Here is a 19,010-nt window from a genome sequence, read left to right on the forward strand (position 1 = left end):
ATCGGGAGATTTGCCATTATGGCTACAATGAAATTTTTATGTGATACCAAGCGCTGCATCGAATGTAACGGCTGTGTCACGGCATGTAAGAACGAAAACGACTCTGCGCTCGAGTGGGGTATTCAACGTCGCCGCGTGGTGACCATCAATGACGGTCAGCCTGGCGAGTCCTCTATCTCTGTGGCGTGTATGCACTGCACCGACGCCCCTTGTCAGGCGGTTTGTCCGGCAAACTGCTTCTACAAGACGGAAGATGGTCTGACACTGCACAACAAAGATACCTGTATCGGTTGTGGCTACTGCCTGTACGCCTGTCCGTTTGGCGCGCCTCAGTTCCCTAAGAAGGGCGCATTCGGCAGCCGCGGTAAGATGGATAAGTGTACCTTCTGTGCCGGTGGTCCTGAAGAGAACCATTCAGATGCAGAGCGCCAGAAGTACGGTTCTAACCGTATTGCCGAAGGCAAGCTGCCTATGTGTGCCGAGTTGTGTGCGACTAAGTCGCTACTTGCCGGTGATGCTGAGGTTATCTCAAACATCTTCCGCGAGCGTGTTGCATACCGTGGTTCGAAAAATGCGATTTGGGGTTAATCCCCAGCTTGTATAAGGCCACAACAATCCACACCGGGCCTGCCCGGTGTGGACGATAAGGATGTAATATGAACAAATGGTTCAAACAATTTAGCGTGATCTTAGCGCTAGTGATAGGTACCACATTCAGTGCCCTGTCGTTCGCCCATGGCGATGCGACCGACCATACCCATGCCGCCACCGAGGGGCAGATCTGGTCTGAGCTACAGGCGGGCGCCACCGGATATACGACCTCTCACGGTCAGTTCCATAACCAGCCGATCAACAGCTATGATCTGCGGGTGTTGGAGCTTCGCAGCGACTGGCTGGCACCCGCCTTGATGGCGGCGTTGTTTGGCATGATCATCATCTTCGTGCTGTTCATCAAGGTGAACGGTATCTCCAAGTTGCATCATGGCTTCTCGGGCAAGATGGTGTATCGCTGGTCGAAATTTGATGTCTCTATCCACTGGTTGGGGGCGATCCCTTGTCTGCTGTTGATCCTCACGGGTCTGACGCTGCTGGCAGGACGTTTCTTCTTCCAGCCTTACCTGGGTGAAGGTTTCTGGGCCGGCCTGGTCTATGGTGCTAAGCAGATTCACGACTACATGGCGATCCCCTTCATGCTAGGTTGGGCGTTGATGACTACCCTTTGGGCTAAGAACCAGCTGCCTAAGATGTATGACGTTAAGTGGTTCCTGGTTGTGGGCGGTTATATCAACTTCGGCCCATTCAAGGGTAAGCACCCGGATGCAGGCTTTGCCAACGCGGGTGAGAAGATGTGGTTCTGGGCCTTTGCTCTATTCGGCCTCATCATCTCGGCCTCAGGCATGTTATTGCTGTTCCCGAACCTGTTCGAGCCGAGCCGCACCCTGAGCCTGATAGCATTGGTACTTCACTCTGTCAGTGCCATCGTTATCTGCGCCTTCTCTATCGTGCATATCTTCATGGCAACCGTGATGTCAGAAGGTGGTATGGAGTGTATGGTGTCGGGTTACTGTGATGAGAACTGGGCGACCCAGCATCACAACCTTTGGTATGACGAGATCAAAGAAAACGGCACGCTGAAGTACAAAGAGTAAGGCTTTGGCGTCTCGTATCTGAAAGATTAAACACCCCACTCGGTTTCCGGTGGGGTGTTTTTTTATGTCTGAAGCGGGATGATCTGCTGAAGATCTTAGCCAATGACACCAGATGTTGCGCCGCTATGTATGAGGACGCGATTGTCCTAGCCGTCTAACCGACCCGGTTAACAGTCGTCATCGCGTATGCTTGTGGTGACGCTGTCGGCCTTGGTCTCAACCCTGAGGTAGCAGGCGAGGGCATCGTCAGCCAGGAGATCCCCTGGGGTCTTAAACAGGCTGCGCTGGCCGATGCGCAGCTCAATATCCTTTTGGATCCAGCTGGCCCCGTAGAACCATTCCTTCATGGTGATTGTCAGCAGTTGAGACACGGTGTCGCTGCTCCATTCTGGTCTGCCATATCTCACCTGGACTTTTTGGCTGTCGCTTGGGTTGAGGTAGTAGCTTGCCGTGGGCTGCGTCTCCACCCCTAAGATGGCCGAGCGGGCATAGACAAGTTGATTGGCGGCCTGCACCGAGGCCTCGAGCTGCTTAAGCTGGGCGATCCTCGCCTCTCGCGTCAGGCTTATCCACCTGCTGGCGGCCGCTACGCTGAGAATGGCCAGTATGATGATCACCACCACCATCTCTATCAGGGTAAAGCCAGAGGCTCCTTTATGTCTCATGGTTACTCGCATCTACAGGTTAACGCTTAGCATTAAATAAAGTGGAGGCAGCCTAACTGCTTGGGTGACATTTGCAAGCAAAACCTAGGTGGTTCTTACAATAACAGCTTGAATGATAACGGCTTGTTTGTTGTCTGTTTAGAGTTGGTTTGTGCTTTGTTGCCGGGTCGCGACCCAGCAGTATTTGACCTAAGATCAAGCTAGTCTCAACAAGCAGGAGAGAGAGATGGAGAGTAAAGCGGTAAGCGACAGCATGGGCGATCTCAATATTCCCGCCGATGCCCTCTACGGCGCGCAGACGGCGCGGGCGATCAAGAATTTTCCGGTCAGTGGTCGCCCTATGCCACGCAGCTTCATCCGTGCCTTGCTGCTGGCTAAGCTCGCCGCCGCCGAGGCCAACGTGGCGCTTAGGCTGCTGCCGCCCAATATTGCCCCTGCGGTCGCCAAGGTGGTGCAGGAGCTGCTGGCGGATCCCCAGATGATGCGCCATTTCCCCATCGACATGTTTCAGACCGGCTCAGGCACCAGCAGCAACATGAACGCTAACGAGGTGCTGGCGACCCTGGTATCGAAGAGCCTGGGTCAGGCGGTGCATCCCAACGATGTGATCAACCTAGGGCAGAGCAGCAACGATATCATTCCCAGCGCCATTCATATCAGTGCCCTTTTGGCGGTAGAGCAGTCGTTGCTGCCTTCGCTAACACTCCTGTCGCAAACTATTACGGCCAAGGCGCAGCAGCTGGCCGATGTTACCAAGACGGGGCGTACTCATCTGATGGATGCCATGCCGGTTCGTTTCGATCAGGTCTTGGGGGGCTGGGGGAGTCAGATCGATCTGTGTCGCCAGCGACTAGTGGCGCTCAGTGGTGAGCTGACTCAGCTGCCGGTAGGCGGCACGGCGGTGGGGACAGGGGTCAATACCCATGAGAATTTCTCAAGGCTATTTTGTGAGAGACTCAGCGCCCTGACGCGCACCCAGTTTCGCCCGGCCGATAACCTGTTCAGCCGCATGGCGAGCCATGATACCGCCGTGGCCCTGTCGGGTCAGTTGAAGACGCTGGCGGTGGCTATCATGAAGATCAGCAACGACCTGCGCTGGATGAATTCAGGCCCGCTGGCGGGGATCGGTGAGATCAGCCTGCAACCTCTGCAACCAGGCTCCTCCATCATGCCGGGCAAGGTCAACCCAGTGATCCCTGAGTCTGCCTGTATGGTCGCCGCGCAGGTGATGGGTAACGACATGGCTATTACAGTTGCCGGGCAGTCCGGTAACTTTGAGCTGAATGTGATGCAGCCGCTGATCGCCGTCAACCTGCTGGAGAGCATAGAGATCCTCAGCAATGTATCGCGCCTGCTGGCGGACAAGGCGATTGCGAGTTTCGTGGTGAATCGCGACAAGATAGCCGACTCCCTGCATCGCAATCCCATACTGGTCACCGCTCTGAGTCCTAAGGTTGGCTATGTGCAGGCCGCTAAAATCGTCAAGCAGGCCTATCAGGAGCAGCGGCCCATACTCGAGGTTGCCATGGAACTCACAGATCTTAGCGAGGAGGAGCTCAGGCACTTGCTGGATCCCGAGCGCCTGACCCGCGGCGGTTTGGGGTAAGGCCGCTTAGAGAGCGGCGAATCGAGAGGATGGTGATTCCGACAGAGTCGCCTTATCAAACAAAAAGGCATCCCTAGGGATGCCTTTCTCGGTTCAATGTGCTCGGTCTTACCAGGCCAGCTGCAAGATCTCGCGGCTTATATCCAGGCCGAGATCGCCTGACTCAGACAGGGCGGTCATGCCGTGGGCCTCCAGCGCCGTGACTATGTCGTCAATCTGATCCTGGGCGATATCATAGTCGCGCAGGCGAGTCTTGAGGCCCAGTTGCTGGAAGAACTGCTCTGTCTTGTCGATCGCCAGGTCGACGCGACTCGCCTCATCACCTTCTGTGATATCCCATACGCGCTCGGCGTATTGCAGCAGCTTGGCGTGTTTCTGGCTCTTGCGTACACGCCAGACAGACGGCAACACCGCGGCCAGGGTCTGGGCATGGTCGATACCAAACAGCGCCGTCAGCTCGTGGCCTATCATGTGAGTCGTCCAGTCAAACGGCACGCCCGCGCCTATCATGCCGTTGAGGGCGGAGGTGGCACTCCACATCAGGTTGGCTCTGGCGTTGTAGTTCTCCGGCTCTTCCAGGGTGAGAGGGCCAATCTCGATCAGGGTACGCATGATCCCTTCGGCGGTTCTGTCCTGCACTCTGCCGTCTACCGGATAGGTGGCATACTGTTCTAGCACGTGGACGAAGGCGTCGACGACACCATTGGCTACCTGAACCTTAGGCAGGGTGAAGGTCAGGGTCGGATCCAGCAGCGAGAAAGTTGGATAGATGCTGGGATGGTTGACCGGGAATTTGCCGCCGTTATAGCTCACTACGCCGAAGGCATTCATTTCAGAACCTGTGGCCGGTAGCGTGGCTATGGTGCCCAGCGGCAGGACGCGATCAGCCTCCACCGGCACAGGCGCGAAGCCGTGGAACAGCAGGCTGGCGCTGTCACCCTCGAAGCGTGTCGCCAGGGCGATGAACTTGGTGCCATCCATCACAGAGCCGCCGCCGACTGCCAGTAGGAAGTCGATAGACTCCTCTCTCGCTAGCTCGGCCGCCTTGGCTAAGGTCTCATATTGTGGGTTGGCCTCGATACCGCCGAACTCGACGACGGTGCGGTCACCCAAAGCATTGAGGACCTTGTCCAGGGTGCCGAAGCGTTTTACGCTGCCGCCGCCATAGGTCACCATGACGCGGGCGTCGGCTGGAATTAGCTTGTCGAGCTCGTCCAGGCGATCTTTACCGAAGACGATCTGTGTGGGATTACGATAATCGAAGTTAAGCATGGGGATACCTTGTGTCACCTAAGAATATGCTGCACATACTAGTCTCTTGGCGCGAGTTTTAAATACCTATTGCTGCCCTGTGCTTGCCTATTTCTGCTTTGTTGGGTTTAAAAGGCATAAATTTGATATAATTTGATGCCTTTTTCTGCTTGGGTGATATTATCGCTATCCGTTGAACCCTTATCCTGTCCCAAGAGGTGAAGTGTGAAGAGTATTGCCGAGCTGATGTCTGCCTTGGCCCCCGATGAGGGGATGAATGATAGTGTATTGCCCGGCATCAAGCTGTTTCGCTGCTCCGCCTACGGTGCCCGTGGTCCTCTGTGTTACTCCCAGGGGATCATGATAGTGGGGCAGGGCAAGAAGCGGGTCTACCTAGATGATAAGGTGTTTGACTATGATCCCCAGAACACCCTGGTGATGACAGTGCCCATGCCGGTGGAGTGTGAAACCTTTGCCAGCACAGAAGAGCCTGTGCTGGTGATGATGATAGATATCGATCTGGCGCAGCTTAACCGCCTCATTCCTGTCATGGACAACCACAACAGGGTACCGCAGGCGCTGAACGAGTCTCGACTGCCCGGCTATTTTGTCGCGCCGACCGGCGAGGCGCTCGAATGCAGCATTCATCGTTTGCTACTGGCGCTACAATCGCCGCTGGAGGCCGAGGCGCTGGGTGAAGCCATGGTGCTGGAGATCCTATATCGCCTGCTAGCTCTGCCCAACGCGGCCCCCCTCTATGCCCTGGCGCTGAGTCATACTAGATTGTCGCGCATCGACAAGGCCCTTAACTATCTGCATAAACACTATGCTGCCAGCATAGAGGTGGATCAGCTGGCGGCCCTAGTGAACATGAGTCCCTCGGCGTTTCATCGCAGCTTCAAGGAGGTCACCGCTTCGTCGCCGATTCAGTACCTGAAGAAGCTGCGTTTGAACAAGGCCAGGGAGTTGCTGCAGCGCCCTGGGGTGAAGGTGAAGCAGGCCGCCATCGAGGTAGGCTACGAGAGCCCGGCCCAGTTTAGCCGCGAGTTCAAACGCTACTTCAGCCACAGTCCGGGGGAATGTGCCAGATAAGGTTTTCTTACTGTTTGATGCACTGCAATAGCACGACGAAAGGGGGCATATTGTTGTGTGCGACGCTGTGGCCTTCGGGCTCGGTGCGACGCTTCTGATGTTGGCGCATGCCCACATCGTCCCCTTCGCCTGTCGCGTATTCCGGTTCGTCTCCCGAGTCATAGTAGTACCAGTCGTCATAGACGTGGGTGTGCTTGGGTAGCTCGGCGAGTGTCAGTTTATGTTTCTCTTCGCCGCCGATGGCATTGAGTTTACGTACCGACAGCGCATTCTCCTGATGATTCACGGCTAAGGTAAAGCGGCCACGCCCCTCGGTGTAGGGCTGCCAGCCCTCAGGGCAGCTGGCAAGGTCGAAGTAGGCGACCGTCTTAGCCGGAATGATGCTTCCCTTGTCGGCGATTTGTTTACTCAGGGCGGAGAGCTGTTGCGTGGTGGCGAGGTGGTTGGCCGCGAGTTCGTCGTATTTGATATAGCCAAAGAGTGCCAGCGATGCGGTGAGCAGCACCGAAACCAATAGATTCCATTTCATGATTAACGTCCCTGTAGAGGTTAACGCTCCGCCATAAGGGCCGGAGTCTATATATTTATTTTTATTACCAATTTAACCTACGCTATTTAAATCATCGCTGCAACAGGTCGATTTTTGTTAAACGTTTTCCCTGTTATCTCGCTACCCTTATCGGGTAAAAATGCGCGATCACATTTATTCAACATTTCCTAAAACATGACATGCTTAACAATTCTTTGGCTAATCCAATGCTAGGTGTTGTAACTCTAAGCCAGTTCACGTTTTATATATTCCTAAAGTGATACTTTTGTGTTCCGCAAATGGATGTGTATCGCTTTAAGTCCTTATTTATAAAAAGGCTTTGTTCTCAAGGCCGGTTCAGCCAGGAATATCTATGTCTTCGTCTTCTATTGTTCAAGCGGCGCCAGGTGCATTGATTAAGCCGTACCAAGCTAACATTACCGTCCCTAACTGGATGCTGAACTCGATGGAACGAGTGATGCAGTATTATGTCGACAAGAACCTGCGACTCGATACCCAGTCCGCCTCCATGATGCCGGCGCCCGTCGAAGGCAAGAAGTACATGCTCTATGCCCATGTGCCTTTCTGCCACACCCTGTGCTCCTTCTGTACCTTCCACCGTTTCCTGTTCAAAGAGGAGAAGGCGCGCGCCTATTTCGTCTCGCTGCGTAAGGAGATGGAGATGGTCAAGGCGCTGGGCTATGACTTCGAGTCCATGTATATAGGTGGCGGCACCACAACGGTTTTAGAAGATGAACTGGCGCGCACCATAGAACATGCTAAGAAGCTGTTCCCTAGCATCAAAGAGGTCTCCTGCGAGTCGGATCCTCAGCATCTGGACAGCCCAGGCTTTAAACTGCTCGAAGGCCTGGTGGATCGCATGTCTATCGGGGTACAGAGCTTCAACGACGACATCCTGGCGATGACAGATCGTCTGGAGAAGTTTGGTTCGGGCCAGCAGACCTTCGATAAGATCATGGCGGCCAAGGAGCTGTTCCCTATCATCAACGTGGATCTCATCTTCGGATTCCGTGGCCAGACAGACGAGGTGATTCAGCACGATCTGGATATGGCCTCCCGCCTAGACCCTCGTCAGATCACCACCTATCCCTTGATGATCACCCATCAGACCCGTAAGAGCGTCAAGGGTAAGCTGGCCGCGCCTCAGGGGGATATGGCACGTCAGTATCGCCAGATCCTCAATAGCCTCAATGGTCAGTATAACCAGCTGTCTGCCTGGGCGTTTGGCAAGGCCAACAACGAAGGCTTCGACGAGTATGTGATTGACTATGACGAATACCTGGGGGTGGGTTCGGGCTCCTTCAGCTTCCTCAACGACACCCTGTATGTGAACACCTTCTCTCTGCGCAAGTATCAGGAAAACATCGCCTCGGGCCGCATGGGTGTCGAGCAGCAGAAGAACTATAGTCAGAAGGATGTGATGCAGTATCGCTTCCTGCTGGGCATGTTCTCGGGTCGTCTGTCGCGCAAGTATTTCCGCGATACCTTCGGCGTAAACCTAGATTGGGCACTGTTTAAAGAGATGACCTCGATGAAGGCGATCGGCGCCATCAAGAATGACCCGAATGATCCCGATAATCTCATCGTGACGGACAACGGCAAGATGATGGGCCTCTTGATGATGAAAGAGTTCTATTCAGGCATGGATAACGTGCGGGCGCAGCTGCGTAAGCCGCTTAAGCCCTGCGATATGTAGCCATGTGATATGTAGCCCTGCGAGATGTAAGGGGCATTTGCTATCTAAGCTAAAGAGGCCGATCATAGATCGGCCTTTCTTATTGCCGGAGTTCGCCCCATGCAGGCCTTCGAGACCCTGTTTGCCCAGTTTATCGCCGCCGAGTTACCCGCCGATGCCGCCCACGATCTCAATCATGTGAAGCGAGTGGTGAAGATCGCCAAGCGCCTGTGCCAGCTCGAGTTGGCCAATGCGCAAGTGGTGGTGCCGTCGGCCTGGTTGCATGACTGCGTGACGCTGGCCAAAGACGATCCAAGACGCAGCCAGAGTTCGTTGCTGGCGGCCGATAAGGCGATCGCCTTCCTTAAGCGCATCGATTATCCCCAGCAGTACCATGATGCCATTCACCATGCCATTCATGCCCACAGCTTCAGCGCCAGGGTGATCCCCGAGACGCTGGAAGCCAAGATAGTGCAGGATGCCGACAGGCTCGATGCCCTGGGCGCCATAGGTGTGGCGCGTTGCCTGCAGGTAGGCACAACGCTCGGGCGCCCGCTATATCATGCCGAGGATCCTTTCTGCCAGCACAGGGAGGCCGATGACAGCCGTTATACCTTAGATCACTTCAAGCAGAAGCTGTTTACCCTGGCCGATACCATGCAGACGGCTGCTGCGAGGGAAGAAGCAAGGCATCGCACCCGGGTGATGCAGGACTTTCTCGACCAGCTGGCGCAAGAGATCTAGGGGACCCGCTTGGGAGCCTGTTTGTGATTACCCTTAGCGCGGCGTGCTAACTTCTGCTCGAGCTGACGAGCCTCCTGACGTATCTGTTCGATAAAGAGATCTTGATAACCTAGCAGCTCAAATTCTCTCAGGCACTGGCGGTAACGGCGCAGTTTTTCTTCCTTGCATAGGGGCTTATCCATCAGCTCTTCTAATGTCAGTATTGAGTCCATTCAATAACCTCACAACCTCTTTTGCTTGTCAGCCTAACGTCAAGTTGGCAGCTTGTAGAGGCTGATTTTTATCCTAAAACCGCATAAGCCGAAAGGTTGATGAGTTTTTTGTTAATTTTTTCATATGCTTATTTCATTCCCAAAGTTGGCTTAGGTCAGAGGTCGCATATCACCTAAGCTAATATGGGCGATCACTTATGCACTCATTGGTCGAAAAGCGCATAAGAGACGTTTGTGGAGCACCCGGTAATAGGGTAGCTTGGTGAATTCTTCATTTTTACAGGGAAATCTGATGATAGTACGTATCGGTGAGTTTCAGGCCGCGCCGGGTCAGGCTGAGGCGTTAAAGTCCTTCCTTCTCTCGTTAAGCGAGTACATCTGTGCATCGCCTGGCTGCCTAAGCTACGAGGTCTTATGCCCACTCGATGAGGCGGGGCGCCTGCTGGTGATCGAGCGTTGGGAGTCAGCCGAGCATCACCGCGCCTCGGTGCAGGCCTATCCAAAGGATAAGATGCAGGACGCCATGTTACTGTTTGCCGCGCCGCCGACCGGTGGCTACTACGCGCTGGCTTAGCATTAGTACTGGCATAAGCATAGGGGCAGGGATGTAGCCATGATCTACTTCGAGACAGAGCGGCTAATTTGCCGCGCCTTTGAGTTCAGCGATTTAGCGGCCTTTACCGCCTACCGCGCCGACCCTGAGGTGGCCCGCTACCAGGGCTGGCAAGATTATCAATATCGCGATGCGCTGGCGCTGTTTGATGAATTGCAAAACACTGCCTTCGAGACGTCGGGCACCTGGATGCAGTTGGCGCTGGAGTGTCATCAGAACCGAGTCTTGGTCGGGGATCTGGCGCTGCATTTTATCGACGAGCAACAGGTCGAGATTGGCTTTACCCTGGCGAGCGAGTATCAAGGTCAGGGCTTGGCACGTGAGGCGCTACAGGCCCTGCTTATCTACCTGTTTGATGGCCTCGGCAAGCACAGAATCTCGGCCATCACGGATGTGAAAAACCATGCCGCCTGGGGGCTGCTTGAGCGCCTGGAGTTTCGCCGCGAGGCCCATTACCGAGACAATATCTTCTTCAAGGGGAGTTGGGGCAGCGAGTATGGCTATGCCCTGCTGGCAAGCGAGTGGCGGCAAGTACAGACAGGGGAGAGCATTCAGGACTTTCGCCTGATAAGGCGGGTCGCGCCCTTGGCTGACTTTTTGCGCCTTAGGCAGATCACAGGGTTGACGCCGAGATCCCGCGCCGCGGCGATAGCCGGGCTCCCCCTCAGTCTGTTTGGGGTACACATCTTAGCCGATGACAGACTAGGGGGTGAAAGAGTGATAGCCATGGGGCGAGTCGTGGGAGATGGCGCCCTAAACTTCGAGCTGGTGGACATCGCCGTGGATCCCGGCTATCAGGGACGAGGCCTGGGGAGTGCCATCATGTCCGCCATCATGGAGTATCTGGATGAGGCGGCGCCTAAGGGGGCTTACATTACCTTAATGGCTGATGTTCCAGAACTTTATCTGAAGTTTGGTTTTAAATTCTCGCGACCGGCGAGTGAGGGCATGTATCTGCTGCAGCCCTAATCTGTTGAGCCCTCCTGCCTGGCTTGATATAAAGGAGGCACGGCAGGCCCCGATACACGAGGTTAGGGGCCAGTAACCTTTTCGTTAGGGGAGCCTAATCTTTCCATCTCCCCCGTTACCCGGAGCATTCATGGCTAATATTTTGCTGGTTGCCAACCTCAACTGCGATCGTATTCTCAGACTCGATAAGCCCCTGAAGATGGGGGGACGTTTTCATTATCAGGATGGTGGTCAGCGCCTAGGTGGCGGTGGTGCCAACACAGGGATAGGTCTGGTGTGGGCCGGTCACGAGGTGGCACTGGTCAGTCAGGTGGGGCGCGACGAGATAGGGGATTGGTTGCTGGCCGAGACCAGTACCCTAGGCATAGATTGCCGCCTGATGCAGCGCTATCAACAACATACCTGTGAGATGCTGCTGGTGATGACCCCTGATGGCGAGCGCACCATCATACGCCCCGAGCGACCAAGGTTTGAGCTTGCCGCCCCGCCTAACTGGCGAAATTGGGACGCCCTCTATATTAACTCTTCGGCAGAAGGCTCGGTGAGCTGGGCCAAGACGGCCTTGCCTCATAGCTTAGTCGTGGCGCAGCTGGCCAAAGACAACCGTGAGCGTCCCTGCCATCTGTTAATCGCCTCGCGCGCCGATATGCAGGGACGTAGCGAGCTGTCGCCCTGGCAGTTCGGTCTCTCCATCGCCGGCGAGAGTCTAAGGGCGTTTATCGTGACAGATGGTGCCGACGGCGCCATGCTCTATCAGCCAGAAGGCGAGACGCGAGTCGCCGCCGAGGCCGCCACTGTGGTGGATACCACTGGGGCTGGAGATGCCTATGCGGCGGGCTTGATCCATGGATTAGTGCGTGGTGATGGCTATTGTCAGGCCATGGCCGAGGGGGCGCGCTGGGCGGCCTTTGCGGTGGCGACAGAGAGTTCGATACCCGGAGAACAGTTAAAGGCATACCTAGAGCAGGCGGTCACACAAAAGGCCTAGATTTGTCATCATAGTGTCATTTATCCAGATTAGAGTAACGCCATTGGTCGTAAGCGGTTCCCTGACCTTGTTTTGTGTAGCTTCTTTTCAAACATAGTGTGTTTTTCTGTTCTCTCGCCCCATCTTCTGGGGCTTTTTTTTGCCTGCAGTTTCTTGCCTCTTGTTCTTTGTTCCTTGTCTAGCGCCTGTTGCTATGGCTTAGGCCTAACTGGGCCTGCAAGAGTATGAAATTAAGCGGTAAGACGGCTAATAGGTGTTGTTTCATGATATCTTCTTGAGGGAGAACTAGGGCCTGTTGACCTTTTGAGAACAATTTTTGTTCTAATTGAGCACGTTCAAATCGCGGCATGAGGCTTGAAGTATAGTTATTCTATATAAAAGCCGAGTAACAAAGAGTTGAACGTGCTCAAGACGACCCCAGCGGGCAGCGTCTGTATCATTTTTCTACTGCGTTATCGCTCATTGATGTAGCACACCACATTACAATCGCTCTGCCTTGTATAAAATCGATACAGAGTGCTGCAAAAATGAACGCGAAAGATAAACAGGCCCTAGGCCGCTATTTTTCAGGGGCAATGCCTGAGGCGACAGAGGGAGTTTGTATCGAATCGTCTCGCCTTTGTCTGAGGGCGAGAGGCGTAAGCAGTAGTCAGGGGAGTGAAGGATATGACGCGGTTGGTAGATAAGATTTCGGGATTGTATCGTGGCGACAAGGCCGAGGCGTTCGAGGGAATACCCAGCATGATCGACGCCAAGCGGGCGTGCAGTCGTTTGGTGGTGGGGGAGCTGGGCGTCGAGGGTGACGGCCAGGCGGATCCCAAGCATCACGGCGGCGCCGACCGTGTGCTGCACCATTTTCCTCGCGAGCATTATGGTCAGTATCGTCGCTGGGACATGATGCAGGGATTCAAGGATGTGCCCGCCATGGGCGAGAACATCAGCACAGTTGGGCTGGACGAGACCCAGGTGAATATCGGCGACATCATCGCCATCGGCGAGGTGCGCCTGCAGGTGACTCAGCCGCGCTCTCCCTGCTTCAAGCTCAACCATCAGTTTGGTCATCCCGAGTTTGCCCTCGCCATGCAGACCAGTGGCCTGTGTGGCTGGTTCTATCGGGTGATCATGCCAGGTGAAATTAGTCTGGAAGATGATATCAGGCTTATCGAGCGCCGCAGCAACATCAGCCTGCGCGAGGCGATGAGTATCTATTTCTCGCCCACCTTTGATCCCGGCGCCTACGATCGCCTGGCCAGTTGTGAGGGGCTGGCGAAGTCTTGGGTAAATAGCTTGCAGCGCCGCCTGGAAAGTCGCAAGATTGAGCCTTGGGAAGTGCGTTTATTTGGGCCTAACCGCCTGTAGCAATACGTAAAATTGATAATGAATCATCAAGGAGTGTAATTCGTGTCTGATATTGAACAACTGTCCCGTGACGATAGAAACATGGGGGTGGCGGTGCATCTGGCCAGCTTTTCCGGCTATCTGATCCCCTTCGGTTCTATACTAGGGCCCCTGATTGTCTGGCTGATGAAGCGCGAGGAGATCGCCTTCGTCGACAGCTGTGGTCGCAACTGTCTGAACTTTAAGATAAGCGTGATGGTATACGCCATCATCAGCATGATCCTCATGTTCGTCGGCATCGGCTTTATCCTGCTGGGTGTGCTGGCGATCTTCGATATCGTGGTCACCATCATAGCCGCCATGAAGGCCAGCGAGGGCATTAGTTATCAGTATCCATTGACGATTAAATTTCTTAAGGCCTGATGCTTGTTAGGCAAAATAAAAAGCCCGCGATTGCGGGCTTTTTTGTGGCCGAAGCACTTATAAGCTTCGAACCGCCTAGACCTTGAAGCCGGCGACCAAGCTGTCTAGCCTGTGGGCCAGCTGGTTGAGCGACTGGCTGGCCTGGGCCACGGCCTGGGAGGTCTCGCTGGTACGCTGGGTGATCTCGCTGATCTCCGTGACGTTGCGGTTGATATCTTCCACCACAGTAGACTGCTCCTCGGTGGCCGCCGCGACCTGAATATTCATGTCTGTGATGGCGCCTATCTGCTGGCTGATCTCCGTCAGGGTGTGGCTGGCCTCGTCGACCGCCTGCACCCCTTCCTGGCTGCGGCTCTTGCTCTGGGTCATCGCCTCGACGGCGCGGGCGGCCTCGCTCTGCAGGTTGTCGATCATCTTCTGCACCTCATCGGTCGATGCGGCGGTGCGTGAGGCGAGGTTACGGACTTCCTCGGCGACCACGGCGAAGCCTCTGCCAGCCTCACCGGCACGGGCGGCCTCGATAGCGGCGTTGAGGGCCAGCAGGTTGGTCTGATCCGACACGGCGCGGATCACATCCAGGATGCTGCCTATGGAGGTGGTATGGGTGGCCAGGGACTCGATCACATTGCCTACCTGCTCCACATCCTCTGAGAGTTGATTGATGGTGTCGCGGGCGCGGGTGACCACTATCTGACCGTTGCTTGAGGCGTTGTCGGCGTCCTTGGCGTTGTCGGCGGCCTGGGCGGCGTTGCCGGCGATCTCGTGCACGGTCGCGCCCATCTCGTTGATGGCGGTGACCACCATCATGGTCTGATCTTTCTGCAGCTGGCTGTCGTCCTGGGTCTGCTGGGCCTGATTGGCCACATCTTTGGCGGCGTGACTCAGCTGCACGCTGGTGTCTGTCACCTCTATGATGGAGTGCTGGATCTTCTCGATGAAGCTGTTGAAGCCCTTGGCAAGCTGCGCCAGCTCGTCGTTACCCTCGACTGGTAGGCGCTGACGCAGGTCGCCCTCACCCTGACCTATGTCCTGCAGCATGTCGGCTACCTTGGCGATGGGTTGGCTCACCGAGGCGGAGACGAAGGTAGAGAAGCCAATGAAGGCGGCGGCGATCAGCAGAGTCCAGATGAGGATCTGATAGGCCGACTCTTCCAGCAGGGCAAACACCTCGGCTCTTGGCACCTGGGCGATGAGATACCAGTCCATCGAGGGAATATAGCTGCTGGCGACCAGCAGGGTTTCACCATCCAGCTCTGTCTGTGTCAGGCCGAAGTCGGCTTTGCTCAGCAGTTGCCTGGTCACATCGCCGCCATAGAGGGAGGCCAGGCTGGCCTTGCCTATCTGGCTGGTGTCCGAGTGCAGCTTAACGTCGCCCTTGGCATCTACCAGGTAGACGAAGCCGGTATCTTCGATCTTGAAGGACTTCAGCAGGCGCACCATGTCATCCAGTGACTTGGCCAGCCCCACCAAACCGCGGTCGTTAGGCTGTTGATAGTTGATGAAGAGTTTTACATCACCATTGGCCTCGGTGAAGACGTTGAGCATGCGCTCTGTGCCGCTGTTTTTATAGTTGAAGAACCAGCCATCCTGATCCGGAGTGAGGATCCGCAAAAAGCCGTCCTGGGTGTAGTAGGCGGCGGTCTGCCTGTCGGCATAGGAGGCTTGCACCAGCTTATATTGCTGCTGCACATCCTTGAGCTGGGCGATCACCAGAGGCTCTGTCTCGGCAGGGCGGCCCTCGACCAGCCACTGCTTGAGCATCTTGCTGCTGGCCAGCTGCTCGGCGGCGTTCATCAGGGTGGCGATATCCATCTCTACCTTGTTGCGGATCGCCTGCAAGGTGTTGGGCAGCTCGGAGGTTAGCATGCGTTGCTCGACGACTTCCTTGGCGCTGCGTTGACTCAAGACACCCACTAGCACGGTAGACAACAATACCGCGACCGTAACCGTGAGTAATATTTTCTGCTTGATGGTGAGCATGTTTAGTTTCATCTTTTATGACTCGCATCTACTCTGTCCGAGCATCCCTCGGAGTGTGACAACTTGATTATTAAGGTTAGTCGCTGTTTTCTAAACACGCTAAACCATTGAACTTTTTTTGAGGGTAGGGCGATCCACTCTGGATCATAGAGTGCGTCTTGGTAACGCTTGTAGGTATGGGGCCATTATGGTGGCCAGGGATGTTAAGCGCAAGTAAAAACGCGCCCTAAGGCGCGTTTGAATTAGTCTGTTTGTCGAGCAACAAGGCCAGGCTTACATGTTCGGGTAGTTAGGTCCGCCGCCGCCCTCTGGGGTGACCCAGGTGATGTTCTGGCTCGGATCTTTGATGTCACAGGTCTTACAGTGGATGCAGTTCTGACCGTTGATGACAAACTTCTTCTCGCCGGCGTCTTCCACCACCTCATACACACCCGCCGGGCAGTAACGCTGGGCCGGTTCGTCGAACTTGACCAGGTTCACCTCGATAGGGATCCGCTCGTCTTTGAGACGCAGGTGACACAGCTGATCTTCCTCGTGGAAGGTGTTCGACAGGTAGACAGAAGAAAGCTTGTCGAAGCTGAGCTTACCGTCGGGCTTAGGATAATCTATCTTGCTGTAGGCGCTGACCTCGGCCATCTGGGCATAGTCGGCCTTCTCGTCTCTGAGCGTGATAGGGAACTTGCCGCCAAACCAGTTCTGATCGATATAGTTGAAGGCGCCGCCCAGGTAGGCACCGAACTTGTGCATCGCGGGGCCGAAGTTACGTGAGCAGTAGAGCTCATCCTGCAGCCAGCTCTGTTCGAACTTCTCCTGGTAGCAGTCGAGATCTTTACCGCCCTCTACGCCAGCATGCAGGGCGTGGCAGATGGTTTCGGCCGCGATCATGCCGCTCTTCATCGCGGTATGGGTACCCTTGATCTTGGCGAAGTTCAGGGTACCTGCGTCACAACCTATGATCAGGCCGCCTGGGAAGCTCATCTTAGGCAGCGAGTTGAGACCACCCTTGGTGATGGCGCGGGCGCCATAGCAGAGTCGTTCGCCGCCCTGTAGGTACTGGCTGATCACTGGATGTGTCTTGTAACGCTGGAACTCATCGAAGGGGCTCAGATGTGGGTTCTGATAGTTGAGATCTATGATGAGACCCACGGCGATCTGGTTGTCTTCCATATGATAGAGGAAGCCACCGCCCGAGGCGCCGTCGGTGAGCGGCCAGCCACCCGTATGAACCACTTTACCCTGCTCGTGCTGCTCGGCGGGGACCTTCCAGATCTCCTTGAAGCCCAGGCCGTAGTGTTGCGGTGTCTTGCCGTTATCCAGGTGGAACTTCTCGATCAACTGCTTGCCCAGGTGGCCGCGGCAGCCTTCGCTAAATACAGTGTACTTGGCGTGCAGTTCCATGCCCGGTTCATAGCTGTCTTTGGGCTCGCCATCGGCGCCGACACCCATGTCACCTATGATGATCCCTTTTACGCTGCCATCTTCGTTAAAAAGCAGCTCGCTGGCGGGGAAGCCTGGGAAGATCTCGACGCCCAAGGCCTCGGCACGCTCGGCGAGCCAACGGGCCAGGTTGCCGACGCTGATGATATAGTTGCCATCGTTATGCATCGTCTTAGGGATAAGGGCGTTGGGCATGGCGCGTGAGGCCGTGTCTGAACTGAGCATGTGCAGCTCGTCGTGGGTGACGGCCGTGTGTAGCGGTGCACCTTGCTCTTTCCAGTCACCAAATAGCTCTTCGAGCACCTTAGGTTCGAACACGGCACCCGAGAGAATGTGCGCGCCCACTTCCGAACCTTTCTCGACCACACAGACGCTGAGCTCCTGGCCAGAGTCTTGTGAGATTTGCATTAGTCGACATGCGGTAGCCAGGCCGGCAGGGCCTGCGCCAACGATAACGACGTCGAACTCCATCGATTCGCGTTCCATCACTTCACCTCTTTTAGCTTTCCCCCGATTGAAACGGGTGTTTTATTCTTTGCATCCACCTTACCCTAAAATGGCGAAATGGCACAGAGTTTAAGCAGTCAGGATAGACTAATTGATGGTATTTATCTTCGTGAGCGGTGTCACATTATGTTAACGCCCGATTGATCTCAGACAAGAAACGGGAAGTTTCTGCTATAAAAGCCGGTCTATATCGGCCTATAATTGGGAAACGACGGTTCTCCGAGCTTTCTCTCCTACGTCCACAGATAGGGAGATTAAGCCGTGGCAATAGTGCCACCGGGGTGAGGAAAGAAATTGACTCACCTCCCCTTACTTGGAAAGGTGATCATGTCTCAACTACAAGACAATTTTGGTCGAAGATTTCACTATTTGCGGATGTCGGTTACCGATGTCTGTAATTTCAAATGCACCTACTGCCTCCCGGATGGTTATCGCCCCGACGGTAAGCCTAAGTTTTTAGATCTCAATGAGATCGAGAATCTTGTGGGCGCCTTTGCCGAGGTCGGCACCCAGAAGATCCGCATCACAGGTGGCGAGCCCACCCTGCGTAAAGACTTTACCGATATCGTGCGTATCGTCGCCGATAACGACAAGATCAAGACGCTGGCAACCACCACCAACGGTTATCGTTTGGAGAAGCATGCCAAGGAGTGGTTCGATGCCGGCCTGAGACGCATCAACGTCTCGGTAGACAGCCTGGACCCGCGCATGTTCTATCAAATCACTGGCGAGAATAAGTTCGACGAGGTGATGCGCGGCGTCGACGCGGCCCTGGAGGCGGGCTTCGAGCGGGTGAAGATCAATGCCGTGCTGCTCAAGGGCTTAAACGACAAAGACTTGCCACGCTTCCTGCACTGGATCAAGCACACCCCAATCGACCTACGTTTCATCGAGCTGATGGAAACCGGCCTGGGGCGTGATTACTTCAAGGCTCATCATCTGGCGGGTGCCGACATCAAGTCGCAGCTTGTTCAGGATGGCTGGCAGTTGGATCAGTCGGCGGTCGACGATGGCCCGGCGCAAAACTTCAGCCATGACGACTTCAAGGGACGCATCGGCCTGATCATGCCCTATGAGAAGAACTTCTGCGCCAGCTGTAACCGCCTGCGGGTCTCAGCCAAGGGGAAACTGCACCTGTGCCTCTTCACCGAACACGGTGTCGATTTGCGGGATCTGCTGCAATCCCACGAGCAGCGTGGTGAGTTGATCGAACGACTCCACGGCCAGTTGAGGGCGAAGAAGGAAACCCACTTCCTCCACGATGGCATCACAGGCGTGACCCAGCATCTGGCCTCTATCGGAGGCTAGGCT

18 protein-coding genes, 1 pseudogene and 1 riboswitch are annotated in these 19,010 nt (G+C 55.2%); of the genes and pseudogenes, 13 read left to right on the forward strand and 6 right to left on the reverse strand.

Going from position 1 to position 19,010, the window contains the following annotated elements:
• Positions 1-18: 18 nt before the first annotated feature.
• On the forward strand, positions 19-588 hold the full coding sequence (gene fdh3B / locus L1D43_RS18345) for a formate dehydrogenase FDH3 subunit beta (RefSeq protein ID WP_041509660.1): 570 nt from the start codon (positions 19-21) through the stop codon (positions 586-588).
• A 68-nt stretch (positions 589-656) separates the two neighbouring features.
• On the forward strand, positions 657-1,649 hold the full coding sequence (locus tag L1D43_RS18350; RefSeq protein WP_041509661.1) for a formate dehydrogenase subunit gamma: 993 nt from the start codon (positions 657-659) through the stop codon (positions 1,647-1,649).
• A 167-nt stretch (positions 1,650-1,816) separates the two neighbouring features.
• On the opposite strand, the gene L1D43_RS18355 is transcribed toward L1D43_RS18350, so the two are convergent.
• Entirely contained in the window at positions 1,817-2,314 is a 498-nt protein-coding gene (locus tag L1D43_RS18355) for a type II secretion system protein (RefSeq protein ID WP_239853893.1), read from the reverse strand.
• A 226-nt stretch (positions 2,315-2,540) separates the two neighbouring features.
• On the opposite strand from L1D43_RS18355, the gene L1D43_RS18360 reads away from it, so the two are divergent.
• Positions 2,541-3,920, forward strand: coding sequence for a class II fumarate hydratase (locus L1D43_RS18360; RefSeq protein WP_239853894.1), 1,380 nt, complete (start codon positions 2,541-2,543; stop codon positions 3,918-3,920).
• A gap of 108 nt (positions 3,921-4,028) precedes the next feature.
• Here L1D43_RS18360 and L1D43_RS18365 read toward each other — a convergent pair whose 3' ends face one another.
• Positions 4,029-5,192: an iron-containing alcohol dehydrogenase gene (locus L1D43_RS18365; protein ID WP_239853895.1), complete on the reverse strand. Its 1,164-nt coding sequence runs from the start codon at positions 5,190-5,192 to the stop codon at positions 4,029-4,031.
• Between the two features lie 204 nt (positions 5,193-5,396).
• Here L1D43_RS18365 and L1D43_RS18370 point away from each other — a divergent pair, with 204 nt between their 5' ends.
• Entirely contained in the window at positions 5,397-6,263 is an 867-nt protein-coding gene (locus L1D43_RS18370; RefSeq protein WP_239853896.1) for an AraC family transcriptional regulator, read from the forward strand.
• A 7-nt stretch (positions 6,264-6,270) separates the two neighbouring features.
• Here L1D43_RS18370 and L1D43_RS18375 read toward each other — a convergent pair whose 3' ends face one another.
• A complete protein-coding gene (locus L1D43_RS18375) occupies positions 6,271-6,792 on the reverse strand; it encodes a hypothetical protein (protein ID WP_239853897.1) in 522 nt (173 codons plus the stop codon).
• 373 nt (positions 6,793-7,165) lie between these two features.
• On the opposite strand from L1D43_RS18375, the gene L1D43_RS18380 reads away from it, so the two are divergent.
• Both L1D43_RS18380 and L1D43_RS18385 read left to right on the forward strand, forming a co-directional pair.
• Positions 7,166-8,509, forward strand: a complete 1,344-nt coding sequence (locus L1D43_RS18380) for a coproporphyrinogen III oxidase family protein (RefSeq protein ID WP_041509666.1) — start codon at positions 7,166-7,168, stop codon at positions 8,507-8,509.
• 99 nt (positions 8,510-8,608) lie between these two features.
• The gene (locus L1D43_RS18385) at positions 8,609-9,232 is read left to right on the forward strand and encodes an HD domain-containing protein (protein WP_239853898.1); all 624 of its coding nucleotides are present in this window, start codon (positions 8,609-8,611) and stop codon (positions 9,230-9,232) included.
• On the opposite strand, the gene L1D43_RS18390 is transcribed toward L1D43_RS18385, so the two are convergent.
• Positions 9,229-9,444 carry a hypothetical protein gene (locus L1D43_RS18390; protein WP_239853899.1) on the reverse strand — a complete coding sequence of 72 codons (216 nt, stop codon included), beginning with the start codon at positions 9,442-9,444 and terminating at the stop codon, positions 9,229-9,231. The genes L1D43_RS18385 and L1D43_RS18390 overlap by 4 nt on opposite strands.
• A 292-nt stretch (positions 9,445-9,736) precedes the next feature.
• Here L1D43_RS18390 and L1D43_RS18395 point away from each other — a divergent pair, with 292 nt between their 5' ends.
• The 6 genes and pseudogenes from L1D43_RS18395 (at position 9,737) to L1D43_RS18420 (ending at position 13,775) form a co-directional block, all read left to right on the forward strand.
• Entirely contained in the window at positions 9,737-10,018 is a 282-nt protein-coding gene (locus tag L1D43_RS18395) for an antibiotic biosynthesis monooxygenase family protein (protein WP_041509668.1), read from the forward strand.
• A gap of 39 nt (positions 10,019-10,057) precedes the next feature.
• Positions 10,058-10,582: pseudogene (locus L1D43_RS18400) on the forward strand (GNAT family protein); the annotation flags it as partial.
• 96 nt (positions 10,583-10,678) lie between these two features.
• Positions 10,679-11,026: a GNAT family N-acetyltransferase gene (locus tag L1D43_RS18405; protein ID WP_275659224.1), complete on the forward strand. Its 348-nt coding sequence runs from the start codon at positions 10,679-10,681 to the stop codon at positions 11,024-11,026.
• Between the two features lie 130 nt (positions 11,027-11,156).
• Positions 11,157-12,014 carry a PfkB family carbohydrate kinase gene (locus L1D43_RS18410; protein ID WP_239853900.1) on the forward strand — a complete coding sequence of 286 codons (858 nt, stop codon included), beginning with the start codon at positions 11,157-11,159 and terminating at the stop codon, positions 12,012-12,014.
• 666 nt (positions 12,015-12,680) lie between these two features.
• Positions 12,681-13,373 (forward strand): MOSC domain-containing protein, encoded by a 693-nt coding sequence (locus tag L1D43_RS18415; RefSeq protein WP_239853902.1) that lies wholly within the window; start codon positions 12,681-12,683, stop codon positions 13,371-13,373.
• 81 nt (positions 13,374-13,454) lie between these two features.
• A complete protein-coding gene (locus tag L1D43_RS18420; RefSeq protein ID WP_011863893.1) occupies positions 13,455-13,775 on the forward strand; it encodes a DUF4870 domain-containing protein in 321 nt (106 codons plus the stop codon).
• A 75-nt stretch (positions 13,776-13,850) separates the two neighbouring features.
• On the opposite strand, the gene L1D43_RS18425 is transcribed toward L1D43_RS18420, so the two are convergent.
• Positions 13,851-15,767 (reverse strand): methyl-accepting chemotaxis protein, encoded by a 1,917-nt coding sequence (locus L1D43_RS18425; protein ID WP_239853904.1) that lies wholly within the window; start codon positions 15,765-15,767, stop codon positions 13,851-13,853.
• Positions 15,768-16,028: 261 nt separating this feature from the next.
• Positions 16,029-17,678 carry an electron transfer flavoprotein-ubiquinone oxidoreductase gene (locus L1D43_RS18430; RefSeq protein WP_239853906.1) on the reverse strand — a complete coding sequence of 550 codons (1,650 nt, stop codon included), beginning with the start codon at positions 17,676-17,678 and terminating at the stop codon, positions 16,029-16,031.
• 226 nt (positions 17,679-17,904) lie between these two features.
• Positions 17,905-18,039, forward strand: a riboswitch (molybdenum cofactor riboswitch).
• Here L1D43_RS18430 and moaA point away from each other — a divergent pair.
• Positions 18,027-19,007, forward strand: a complete 981-nt coding sequence (gene moaA / locus L1D43_RS18435) for a GTP 3',8-cyclase MoaA (protein WP_239853908.1) — start codon at positions 18,027-18,029, stop codon at positions 19,005-19,007. (Overlaps the previous riboswitch by 13 nt.)
• Positions 19,008-19,010: the final 3 nt, after the last annotated feature.

Origin of the sequence: Shewanella sp. Isolate8, assembly GCF_022398495.1 — a bacterium.
Classification (GTDB): Bacteria; Pseudomonadota; Gammaproteobacteria; order Enterobacterales; family Shewanellaceae; genus Shewanella; species Shewanella aquimarina.

Bases quoted from the DNA above. Each gene is read 5' to 3' on its own strand.
- fdh3B (WP_041509660.1), top strand. From the start codon at position 19: ATGGCTACAATGAAATTTTTATGTGATACCAAGCGCTGCATCGAATGT.
- L1D43_RS18350 (WP_041509661.1), top strand. From the start codon at position 657: ATGAACAAATGGTTCAAACAATTTAGCGTGATCTTAGCGCTAGTGATA.
- L1D43_RS18355 (WP_239853893.1), bottom strand. From the start codon at position 2,314: ATGAGACATAAAGGAGCCTCTGGCTTTACCCTGATAGAGATGGTGGTG.
- L1D43_RS18360 (WP_239853894.1), top strand. From the start codon at position 2,541: ATGGAGAGTAAAGCGGTAAGCGACAGCATGGGCGATCTCAATATTCCC.
- L1D43_RS18365 (WP_239853895.1), bottom strand. From the start codon at position 5,192: ATGCTTAACTTCGATTATCGTAATCCCACACAGATCGTCTTCGGTAAA.
- L1D43_RS18375 (WP_239853897.1), bottom strand. From the start codon at position 6,792: ATGAAATGGAATCTATTGGTTTCGGTGCTGCTCACCGCATCGCTGGCA.
- L1D43_RS18380 (WP_041509666.1), top strand. From the start codon at position 7,166: ATGTCTTCGTCTTCTATTGTTCAAGCGGCGCCAGGTGCATTGATTAAG.
- L1D43_RS18385 (WP_239853898.1), top strand. From the start codon at position 8,609: ATGCAGGCCTTCGAGACCCTGTTTGCCCAGTTTATCGCCGCCGAGTTA.
- L1D43_RS18390 (WP_239853899.1), bottom strand. From the start codon at position 9,444: ATGGACTCAATACTGACATTAGAAGAGCTGATGGATAAGCCCCTATGC.
- L1D43_RS18395 (WP_041509668.1), top strand. From the start codon at position 9,737: ATGATAGTACGTATCGGTGAGTTTCAGGCCGCGCCGGGTCAGGCTGAG.
- L1D43_RS18410 (WP_239853900.1), top strand. From the start codon at position 11,157: ATGGCTAATATTTTGCTGGTTGCCAACCTCAACTGCGATCGTATTCTC.
- L1D43_RS18415 (WP_239853902.1), top strand. From the start codon at position 12,681: ATGACGCGGTTGGTAGATAAGATTTCGGGATTGTATCGTGGCGACAAG.
- L1D43_RS18420 (WP_011863893.1), top strand. From the start codon at position 13,455: ATGGGGGTGGCGGTGCATCTGGCCAGCTTTTCCGGCTATCTGATCCCC.
- L1D43_RS18425 (WP_239853904.1), bottom strand. From the start codon at position 15,767: ATGAAACTAAACATGCTCACCATCAAGCAGAAAATATTACTCACGGTT.
- L1D43_RS18430 (WP_239853906.1), bottom strand. From the start codon at position 17,678: ATGGAACGCGAATCGATGGAGTTCGACGTCGTTATCGTTGGCGCAGGC.
- moaA (WP_239853908.1), top strand. From the start codon at position 18,027: ATGTCTCAACTACAAGACAATTTTGGTCGAAGATTTCACTATTTGCGG.